The sequence below is a fragment of the Xenorhabdus sp. BG5 genome (assembly GCF_015163665.1).
In the GTDB taxonomy this organism is placed as follows: Bacteria; Pseudomonadota; Gammaproteobacteria; order Enterobacterales; family Enterobacteriaceae; genus Xenorhabdus.
Window position 1 is genome coordinate 1 of sequence record NZ_JADEUG010000036.1, and the last position, 8,447, is coordinate 8,447.

At 47.6% G+C, this 8,447-nt stretch carries 8 protein-coding genes and 1 pseudogene; all 9 read right to left on the reverse strand.

What is annotated here, in order from left to right; genetic code table 11:
* Window positions 1-244: 244 nt before the first annotated feature.
* The 9 genes and pseudogenes from IQ209_RS15315 to IQ209_RS15355 all read right to left on the reverse strand — a co-directional run bounded on the left by IQ209_RS15315 (window position 245) and on the right by IQ209_RS15355 (window position 8,016).
* Window positions 245-1,273, reverse strand: a pseudogene (locus IQ209_RS15315) (tyrosine-type recombinase/integrase).
* A 79-nt stretch (window positions 1,274-1,352) separates the two neighbouring features.
* A complete protein-coding gene (locus IQ209_RS15320; protein WP_228005910.1) occupies window positions 1,353-2,450 on the reverse strand; it encodes a TraI domain-containing protein in 1,098 nt (365 codons plus the stop codon).
* 112 nt (window positions 2,451-2,562) lie between these two features.
* Entirely contained in the window at window positions 2,563-3,246 is a 684-nt protein-coding gene (locus tag IQ209_RS15325) for an N-6 DNA methylase (protein ID WP_193852106.1), read from the reverse strand.
* A 107-nt stretch (window positions 3,247-3,353) separates the two neighbouring features.
* Window positions 3,354-4,277 carry a DUF1281 domain-containing protein gene (locus IQ209_RS15330; RefSeq protein ID WP_193852107.1) on the reverse strand — a complete coding sequence of 308 codons (924 nt, stop codon included), beginning with the start codon at window positions 4,275-4,277 and terminating at the stop codon, window positions 3,354-3,356.
* An 88-nt stretch (window positions 4,278-4,365) separates the two neighbouring features.
* A complete protein-coding gene (locus tag IQ209_RS15335; RefSeq protein WP_228005911.1) occupies window positions 4,366-4,542 on the reverse strand; it encodes a hypothetical protein in 177 nt (58 codons plus the stop codon).
* Window positions 4,543-4,585: 43 nt separating this feature from the next.
* On the reverse strand, window positions 4,586-5,128 hold the full coding sequence (locus IQ209_RS15340; protein WP_193852108.1) for a hypothetical protein: 543 nt from the start codon (window positions 5,126-5,128) through the stop codon (window positions 4,586-4,588).
* Window positions 5,129-5,249: 121 nt separating this feature from the next.
* Entirely contained in the window at window positions 5,250-5,711 is a 462-nt protein-coding gene (locus IQ209_RS15345) for an antirestriction protein (protein WP_193852109.1), read from the reverse strand.
* Window positions 5,698-6,294 carry an antirestriction protein gene (locus tag IQ209_RS15350; RefSeq protein WP_339378891.1) on the reverse strand — a complete coding sequence of 199 codons (597 nt, stop codon included), beginning with the start codon at window positions 6,292-6,294 and terminating at the stop codon, window positions 5,698-5,700. Before IQ209_RS15350 ends, IQ209_RS15345 begins: the two co-directional genes overlap by 14 nt.
* A gap of 495 nt (window positions 6,295-6,789) precedes the next feature.
* Window positions 6,790-8,016 (reverse strand): MFS transporter, encoded by a 1,227-nt coding sequence (locus IQ209_RS15355; RefSeq protein ID WP_228005912.1) that lies wholly within the window; start codon window positions 8,014-8,016, stop codon window positions 6,790-6,792.
* Between the last annotated feature and the right edge of the window lie 431 nt (window positions 8,017-8,447).

Consider the following 8,447-nt stretch of genomic DNA (forward strand, 5'->3'; position numbering starts at 1 on the left):
ACTGTTAAGGTTAATTAGAACATTTAAGACAAGATGACAGGGTAGCTATTTTAACAGTTACCCTTTTCTTGTTTAAGGTAATGATTTCAGTAATTGATTCTGATGTCAAGTAAGGGAAAAACTTTACGGGACAGGGGATCGAAATTAGCCATTGTTTTCATCGCATCCCGATTGATGCAGGGCAGTTCACTCACACCTCCACCTCAATCCTGTCTGAGACCTGCCCTGTCTTTTTTACGCCGTTTTATTCATTCTCATCGGCATACTCATCAACAAAATCAGTATACAACCCCAGTTCCCGCTCCAGCGCTTTGCCCGTCACTTCCATATCAAGATCAATGTATTCCATCGTGGTCGCCACATTACGGTGCCCCAGTAATCGTTTCACCAGCGGCAGATTACGATCCGGCGATTTCATCAGGGTCGTGGCCAACGTATGACGAAAACGGTGAGGCGAGACCGCAAAATCACACTCTTTGGACAGCCGGCGGAAGAAAGAACGGAGCTGTTGTTTTTCCCGGTTAATATCGTATTTGTAACGGGAAAGCCGGCTTGGGTGCGGGACACTCAACCGGCTGAGATCGAAAATCGGATCGTGGGCTTTCGCCCCGGCAGCGATTGCCCTGTCCACTAATTTTGTCAGCCGGTGTTTAAGCGGCAGAATAATCGGTATTTCCCATTCACTGTGGTTTTTACTGCCTTCCAGCCCCAGTTCAATATAATTGCTGTCCAGATTGATATCCCTCAGACGCAGGTGCAGTAACTGGTTCTGACGCATGCCTGTAAAGCGCAATGTCGCCAGCACTGTTGACCAATACCAGGTCGGATACAGGGCACAACGCCCTCCCGGTGGGGGCATCCCGATGCTTTCTTCCTCAGCAAACTGGCCCATCAACAGATTAATGCGGTTTATCTGCGATTTGCTCAGAATCTTCTTCTTTTTCTTCTCTTTTTTAGTCACAGCGTTGTTAAACGGGTTTTCGGTGTGAGGCAGCAGTTTTCGCTCTATACCGAAATTAAAAATGGCCCGCAGATGAGCCACCTTATTATTTCAGGTATGGCTCGACTGCTTTTTTTCCACCAGAAGGTCGCGCCGCCACCGCAGCACATCCCGGTGAATAACCTGTGCCGGTGAGGTGGCTTCGCCCATAAACCGGATAAAACCCCGTGTGACCTTGCGATAACTCCATTCGGTATCCGGTCGCAGGATATGTGAAAAAAAGTACTCTTCTAATAATTCGTCCCAACTGAGGGTGTCTACGGTGTGCAACATGTTATTTTTTCCTCGGCTCATCCTGCCGTTTCCTGTCCAAAAACAATTCGCGGCAATAAAATACAAATAACCATTTGAATTATTTACCTTTAAATGATGAATACAGGTGACAGTCAGGGGCAATACTTTCTTTCTCCCGTCCCGGTCGTTTGGTCAGTTTCGGGTCGGCGTGGTGACTTTTTCCCTGATTTTGCAGCGAGGATGCATCCGGTGACTGAAATAAGGCTAATAAGGTCAGGGTATCGTCAGACACCGATGGCAGTGGGGTTGTGATTTCACTGGCAGAAGGTGTGGATGTCGTTTCCGGCACCAAATTGCCTTCGGCAGAGAACGCCGCCTCCTTCTCCTTCGCCGGAGACGGAGACACTGCCTGTTTTATCCATAAAGGAGAATGAACCTGCCCGGCGGCCTCCTGAAGCAATGTATCTATCAACGGGACAGTGGAGGGACGTCCGTTGAGATGCTGCATCAGACAGTGCCAGACCTCCGGTACGGTCACCAGCCACATCATGGCTTTTTCCGGTAACAGACAGGCAGCCAGCAATACTTCCTGCGGAGCCGACGGTATGTTCTCCGGAGCACGAAAACGGAAACGAAACGGTTTGTCGGGGATACCGATGCCCGGTTGCCAGACACGCCCGTCTTCCAGTTCCCCTTCGAGCTGCCGCAACAACGGCAGGTGGTAAAACAACGCCGCCCAGAACACCACCGCCTGCCATAAAACCCCCTGTGCGGCCTGCGTTTCCGGTGCCACACCCGGCGGTAATAAATGCCCCTTCGCTAACCGCACGGCGCAGGTGGTAAATTGCAGTGTCAGGTCAGCAAATCCGCCACTGCCTGACCACGTCCCTTCCGGAGCGGCGGGGATCTGCTGAACACTGCCCAGCAATTGTTTAATCGGAGCGAGATAAAAACGCTGATACAACCCTTCAGGCAGCGTACTGTTTTGCCATAATTGTTGCAGACACTGGCGGCGCAAGGATGTTGCCAGTAATACATCCGCTGTTTGTGGCAGGAAATACCCCCGATTGTCGCGAAGGGTTTCCGCTTGTTGTCCGGATGGTTTTGATGGTGTCACAGGCGGGCGGGCAAAATGGGATTTAAAACGTGCCAACATGGACTTTTCCTCTTTGGGTTCAAATTTAGCCCAGTGTCGGTCAATCCCACGCTGAAACAAGGCGAAACTCTTTTTGCGAAAATGAAAATTGTTTGTATGACTTACACTTAAGCGTAAAAAAGCGCCCCGAAAGGCGCCATGAGTCGGAAGCAGAGTCAATGTGAAAAAAGGGTCATGCGGCTTGTTCATAGGCCTGCAAACGCTGTGACCAGTTGCCCAGATAATGGGCCGGTGTGTAGCGGGTTCGTTTACTGCCGGGATCATTCAGCACATCACCGATAGTGACCGCTGCCGGAATACCGGTCAGGGAAAGCTGGATATAGGCCATCACCGCCGCCAGCGGGTCGATATCAATCGCAGACACCCACATACTGGACAGCGGATCATGTCCCTGCTCTCTTAATACCTCGGCGGCTGCCAACATCATACAGGCCGCACCGCAGCAAGATTCATGAAAGGTGACAAACGGCTGGGTCTGCAACAATTCAGACACCTCACTTAACTGTAATTGTGCCATCATTCTGGCCACACCCCAGGGTGTAAAGAACTGCTGAAGACCTTTATTGCCCAGTTCCAGCTGCATAAACACACTGCCGAGAAAATCACAGGGGGCTTCTGCCAGCGCCAGTACGGTCGTTGAGAACAGTTCCACAATCCGGTCAATATCTTCCCGTTCATACTTGTTGATGGTTTTCAGATAGAACTGCTCCAGTTCCTCACTGAAACAGTATTTATTGTGAATGGCTGCCATTGCACAGTTGCAAAAATCCTGAAAAACCCGATAACGGGGACGGTAACGGGCGGTTTGGTTAAACAGCGAAATAAAGTCTTTTTGGTAGTCAGGGCGAGAGGCCATAGCGTGTTTTCCTGATAAAGAAAAAAAGGAAAACACGCCCCGAAAGGAGAATGTGTTTCCCCCTTTCGGTTGAAGTAAAGATAAATGGATACTGCGTTGAACAAAAGTTACTGCCCGACGGCAAGCGCAGGCAATGCCAGTGCCGGTTCGGTTTTGTCTCCGTTAACCAGATACAGTGCCGGACGGTTTTCGTGCCCGGCCTGCCCGTTATGACTGTCTACATGTTCACCCTGGTCATAACAATCATAGCCTTTGAGGCTTCCTGACGGGTCGCTGTACCAGTGACGGATTTCACAATCAAACACCGATGACAGTCCGCCCATCAGTTCCGCCGAAGGCGGTGCCCATGGCGTGTCAAAACGCACCGTCAGACTGCTGACATTACGCCGTTCCCAGCGGACATGATGACCGAACGGCCATTCCAGTCCATAGTGCTCACCGTAAAACTGCGCCATGGTGGCCATCCCTTTCAGCAAGCCACTGTTGCCGTTAATCTCCGGAGCCAGCCGGGTCGGTCGTATCATCAGCATATCGCAGGGCTGGGCGGCCGTCGGGTAAACCGCCAGCTTCTCCCAGCACGCGCCGATATCAAGGCTATCAGACCAGCCCACCACGCCGAACCAGTCGGTATACTGGCGGGTCAGCAGGCGGGTGATAATGTCACGCGCTGATGCCGTCACATTCTCCCAGCGCAGCAGGCTTAAGCCTGACTGGCGGTAGAGACTGTCAATCCGCTTCATGTTTTCTGTGGTTAGCAACACATTATCCTGCAACAACGCCAGCCACTGTTCAAATGCCAGATTCTGCGCAGTCGGGGCTGCCGTGCCCCGTACCAGTTCCGGGTAAGGGGTGTAGATTTGCGGTTTGGTGGGTTTTAATATCCCCGCACAGCCGGCCAGAAACAGACGGAGGCTCTGCAATACAGCCTGACGGTAACGGGGGAATTCTTCCCCACAGACCCATTGCTGCATCACATCGATACAGACGGATTTACCGGTGACGTCCAGTTGATTGGTGATCCATTCTGCCATGGTTAATTTCCTCACTTTGATGATAAAAAATAAAAAGGAGGAACCGCGCCATCAGGGAGCACGGTTCCCCGATGGGTAATGAAAAAAATTACTGTTTATCCTGCCCGAAGAGCAGGGGTGCCAGACCGCTGTCAAAAATGACCGTCAGCTCATCATGAATACCCAGATAAGGACTGTTGCGAGGGATATCCTCCGGGTTCAGCCAGGTCCGTATCCTCCAGACCCAGGCCAAAATGGCGGACCAAAAGCGCATCGACAATGACATGCCAGGCCGTTAAACGTAAAGGTGCCATGGTGATACCACTCCTTCACACGCTCACGGTGGTGCCGTGCCGGAGAATATCCTGCACTTCGTGATGCTGCTGATAATCGGGCGACACCACATGCAGCGAGAGTAAATTCGCCTCATGCCACAGGACTCGCGCCGCTTCTGCATTCTGCCAGCTCAGTTCAAACGTGGCCGACTGACACAAGCGCAATTGTTTCTGCTCCAGCGACAGACGTTCTGACGTCACTGTGACCGGCTGTGCCCAGACAATCTCGTCATAAAATCGACCACCGAGCACTTTGTTATCTTTGGTGTCATAAATCATCACCGTGAGTGGGAAAAACGCCCGCCGAAACTGACCGGAAGGCATTGCCGGTACCGGCCAGTCCCCCATCAAATGGATGACTTTCAATCGTTGTACCGCTTCGGTGATGGAGGCAGTTTCACACACGGTCAGGATTTCCTCTTGCAGCGATTGTGCCCGTTGGGAATGCTGCATCAGGCCGGTGACCTGTACGGTAAAAATATCTTCCTGCGAAGCCGGTATCGTACTCTCCGGCGCAGGTAAAAAAATCGGGGTCATGGTGTGGCTCTCCTTGATTTGACGTCAATAAAAGACAACACCCGCCCAATACGGGAAGGTGTTGTCGGCTCCCCGGTCAGGCGCTAAAGATGAGAATTAACAGCCTCATGGGCTGATAACGTCAGTGGTGATTCTTGTTGTTATGAATAAGTGACGAACTGATGGTTTCTTCTTTGGGCTGTAACGCGAGTACGGCGCGTATCAGTTCGGTTTCCGGATGGCGTAGCGCGTATTCCCGCAGTTCGCAGAACCGGAATGCATCGGCATTCGGCTCATCCAGCTCGGCGATACGGGCAAATACAATCGCGGTAACAGCCAGACCGAACGCATCTGCGGACAGCGTGGCCGTTAATGTCGTCTCCGGCAGATAAACCGAATAGGTTTTTGCCGCGGTGGGTATCATATACGCCAGGGATCCAGACACGTTCCGGCTGCTCCACTGCTCAGGACGATACTCGCCACACAGCTGTGAGGCGGTATTCGCCAGCAGAAAACCCAGAAACAGCCGTTCCAGCGGAGTTTTGTCGGGAAACACGACCAACAGTGCAAGCCTGTCCAGCATAATCAGTTCATGATTTGGCATCACGTTCTCCCTCTAAACCCAACGCCGCCCGGATATATTGCGCCTGAGGATGTTGCAGCGCATATTTACGCAAGGCGTAAATCCGCGCAGCGTATCCGTCCGACTCCATCAGAGCTGTCAGATAACCCAAGACGTTCAGGGTCACCATCAGCCCAAAGGCATCGGCGGAGACTTTGCCTGTAAAATCCGTCGTTTCTACGTTGAAAACAGCGAAATCCGACCGTGCCGGCACGACATAGGCGATGCTGTCTGACACTTTCCGGTACTGCCATCGGTTAAACCAGTCATCATCACAAAGCACCGCAGCGGCTTTATTGAACGTGTGCTCCAGCAGCATCCGCTCCAGTGAACTGGTGTGCGGAAACAGGTCAGCAAAAGGGGCGTGTTCAGCCGCATGCACCGTGGCCGAGGGGATATGTTGTTGCATGGTATTCTCCTGATAAAATAACGGAGAACACCCACCCAATGGGAAATGTGTTCCCCGTTGGGTGACTGGCTGATTAGCCATCATGGATGTGATTAAGAAACCTTCATCGTCATCAGACTGACGATATCTGCTTCCAAAGGGGCGCAGATGTACCACACTGTCGTGTACTCCCTTGCAGGCTACGGGAGTGTGAGTGTCGCTGCCCGGAGGTGATCCTTACAAGCGACCGGATCATGGATAAGTCTGACTACGCTAACCAATGGAAACAGTACGATCAAGCGGTAATTCATTTTCTGATACTGAAAATAATGTCAAAAGTGTGATGTTATTCATTTGAATTGATTAGAATACACGCTGCCACTCAAATTTCAGAGTATGACCAAATGCGTTAACGCGTTTCTGGACAAAACCAAGCTATATACCTTTTATAATACAGCAGTTTTGTTGGGATACCTAAAGTTTCAACCGCCTGCGGGACGGATATAGTCCTGTTCAACAACTAGATTGCCTGTTTCTCTTTAAAGTTATCGGTAAATTTTGAGGGATGATTTTCTTTTCATAAAGATACCTTAATTAAAGTCATTCTATTCCTTTACCAAAGTGTCCTAATTTATTCAATCATAACACTATTTTTAATAACTTATTGATAAGTCATTTCATGATACTATTTTGTTGAATTGAAAAAAGCCAGCATGTTATTCCAGCCACTAAAGAAACAATGATGATCAAACTCCAGGTGCTCACATATCCATCTGATTGAATATAAGCACCGATTAAAATATAGGTAGGCATAAGAAGAACGTGTCTGATTGTTGTCAATATCCCGCTTATACGCCCGCGATGGCTGCTTGGAGAGTGATTAGCCAAATATACACCCTCTTTGGTTAAAAGTAGAATTTCTCCAATAGCAAGGAAAAACCACGCTATAAACTGCATACTGACTGAACTATAAAATAGTATCAAACTATATCCTAGTGCAAAAATAAAACCGGAGATGGAAAGACTTTTAATGTCGCATAAATTTGACGTTAACCTGATTATTGCCGGTGTAATAATAACCACTAAAATGCTTACAAATGTCATTAATTGTCCGTATAAAATTGGACCTTGCTTGTCAAATATATGGCTTAAATAGAGGGGAGTAGTTATTGTCATTTGATTTAAGGCAAACCAAAGAAAGGTACACAAGACCCCGAAAATAAGTAATCTGGGTCGCTCCTTAAACACTTTCCATACTGAACCGTCAGTCGCTTTTTCAAGTTCTGACAGCTCTATGTCACTGGTTTTATGATCGCGAATGTGATTGCTTACACCGAATAAAACGATGAGAACAGCGATTAAGCTCGCAATCCCATTTCCCCAAAAAACCCAGGCTGTAAAGTTCCAAAAAAGGTAGCCAGCCAATATAGGTCCAATGCCGGAGCCTAAGCTGTATGCAAGGTAACTTAATGACATGACAGCACTGCGATTATTTGGAGACGATATACCTGCAACAAGTGCATTACTGGCAGGAATAGACACGCCATAGAAGGAATAGCTTAGAAAAAGTAAAACAGGCAGCATCACAGGCCAGTCTGAAAAAAAACCGCTAACGATTAGAACCAATGAACCGGCAATTTCTCCATATACCATCACTCTTTTATGCCCGAAAGAATCGGCTATTTTACCACCAATAAGACTACCTATAAGGAAAAGCGCAGTTATTCCCATAGCTAACCCACCGGCTATTGTTGTTGAGTACCCAAGTTTTTGTGTTAGCAAAAGAATAATGAATGGTATAATAAAATTTCCAAGACCAAGAACAAATTTTGCTAATGCAATAAAATATATATCTTTAGGTAATCCTCGGTACATCAATAATGGCGTAAAAAGCTTCATGGGTATTTACATTTCCCTATTGTTTGAAAAATTGCTTTATTGGAAAAGGAAGGAATCAACGTTAAGAATTTTATGAGAAAAGGTAATGATAACATACATGTTAAATGTACCATGCTAAATATCATATGATTTCAGTTCAGGAAAACAAACAAAAATATCAACAAGTATAATGAATTTCGTGATGATGATTGATTATATGACATCTCAATATCTAAAATTAAAAAATATTCACTAACAATAAACTAACTAGTGTTAATACTGTAATATAATTGTTTTTGTGTTTATTAAAATATATCTATTGTGAATTTAAAGTTAAGACTATTAATAATGATATAAACCTCAAATAAATCAATATCAAACATGTGATAAAGTTAAAGTGGTCGCAAGAAAAAACGAGTTAATGATTGCTTCGGTTTTTAAATCTTCAATAT

Bases quoted from the DNA above. Each gene is read 5' to 3' on its own strand.
- IQ209_RS15335 (WP_228005911.1), bottom strand. From the start codon at position 4,542: ATGTCATTGTCGATGCGCTTTTGGTCCGCCATTTTGGCCTGGGTCTGG.
- IQ209_RS15330 (WP_193852107.1), bottom strand. From the start codon at position 4,277: ATGGCAGAATGGATCACCAATCAACTGGACGTCACCGGTAAATCCGTC.
- IQ209_RS15355 (WP_228005912.1), bottom strand. From the start codon at position 8,016: ATGAAGCTTTTTACGCCATTATTGATGTACCGAGGATTACCTAAAGAT.
- IQ209_RS15345 (WP_193852109.1), bottom strand. From the start codon at position 5,711: ATGCCAAATCATGAACTGATTATGCTGGACAGGCTTGCACTGTTGGTC.
- IQ209_RS15340 (WP_193852108.1), bottom strand. From the start codon at position 5,128: ATGACCCCGATTTTTTTACCTGCGCCGGAGAGTACGATACCGGCTTCG.
- IQ209_RS15325 (WP_193852106.1), bottom strand. From the start codon at position 3,246: ATGGCCTCTCGCCCTGACTACCAAAAAGACTTTATTTCGCTGTTTAAC.